Annotated in this window: 1 protein-coding gene; it reads left to right on the forward strand. The window is 68.2% G+C overall.

Annotation, left to right across the window (positions count from 1 at the left end; translation table 11 throughout):
• Nucleotides 1-1,433 (forward strand): type II secretion system secretin GspD (gene gspD / locus AC1DFC_RS29740; RefSeq protein ID WP_478180583.1); only part of this gene is annotated, 1,433 nt, incomplete at both ends.

Raw genomic sequence — 1,433 nt, forward strand, 5'->3', positions numbered from 1 at the left:
TCGTTCCGCACCACGCTGCTGGCCGATCCGCGCAGCAACTCATTGATCCTGCGCGCGGCCAATCCGGCGCGCGTGGCGCTGGTGCGCACGCTGGTCGACAAGCTCGACCGCGCGCCCAGCGAAAGCAGCAACGGCGCGGCCGGCAACATCTACGTGGTCTACCTGAAGAACGCCGATGCGGTGCGGCTGGCAGCCACGCTGCGCGCCGCGATGGCGGCGAACCAGCAGAGCACCAYGCCGGGCGCAGCCGGTGGCGCRGGCGGCGGTGCCGTGCCGCARCAGAGCGCGCCGCAGGCCATGCAGGTGAACCTGAACAACAACCAGGGCGGCGGCTCGGCCGCGGCCAACGCCCCGCTCAACAACGCCAACCAGCCCTCCACCGGCGGCCAGATCCAGGCCGACCCGTCGACCAACTCGCTGATCATCACGGCGCCCGAGCCGCAATACCGCCAGATGCGCGCGGTGATCGACCGGCTCGACGGGCGCCGCGCCCAGGTCATGATCGAGGCGCTCATCGTCGAGGTCAGCGCCAACAAGGCCGCGAACTTCGGCGTGCAGTGGCAGAGCGCGCTGGGCAACAAYGCGGTCATCGGCACCAATTCCAGCCTGAACAAGACGAACATCCTGGCGCTGACCCAGGCGCTGGCCACCCGGAAYGCCGCCGGCCTGGCGACGTCGATCCAGCCGGGGCTGAACCTGGGCATCGCCGGCAAGATCGGCGGCCAGTACATCCTGGGCGCGATCGCGAACTTCTTCAACAGCGACGGCGACGCCAACGTGCTCTCCACGCCCAACCTGCTGACGCTGGACAACGAAGAGGCCAAGATCATCATCGGCCAGAACGTGCCCTTCCCCACCGGCTCGTATGCCAGCACCTCGGGCTCGGTGGGCGTGAACCCGTTCACCACCGTCGAGCGCAAGGACGTGGGCCTCACCCTGCGCGTGCGCCCGACCATCAACGAGAACGGCACGGTGCGCATGACGATCTTCCAGGAGACCTCGACCGTCGACCAGAACTCGCTGAGCAACCCCAACGGCCCGACCACCAACAAGCGCTCGATCGAGTCGAGCGTGCTGGTGGAAGACGGGGGCCTGGTCATGCTGGGCGGMCTGCTGTCGGACACCTACAACAACAACATCGAGAAGGTGCCGCTGGCCGGCGACATCCCGGTGCTGGGCAACCTGTTCAAGAACGAGAACCGCACGCGCAGCAAGAGCAACCTCATGATGTTCCTGCGCCCGGCGGTGATGCGCGACGGCGCTTCGTCCGAGGCCTTCGCCTACGACCGCTACGACGAGATCCGCGGCCAGCAGCTGCAGACGCAGCCGAACACCGACAACGTCATGCTGCGCGGCGTGAACGCCGCGCCGGTGCTGCCCGACTCCGCACTGCAGCGCTCGAACAACCGCGGCAGCGGCAGCACCCGCATGGA

The organism is Variovorax sp. 10L421 (genome assembly GCF_056395365.1).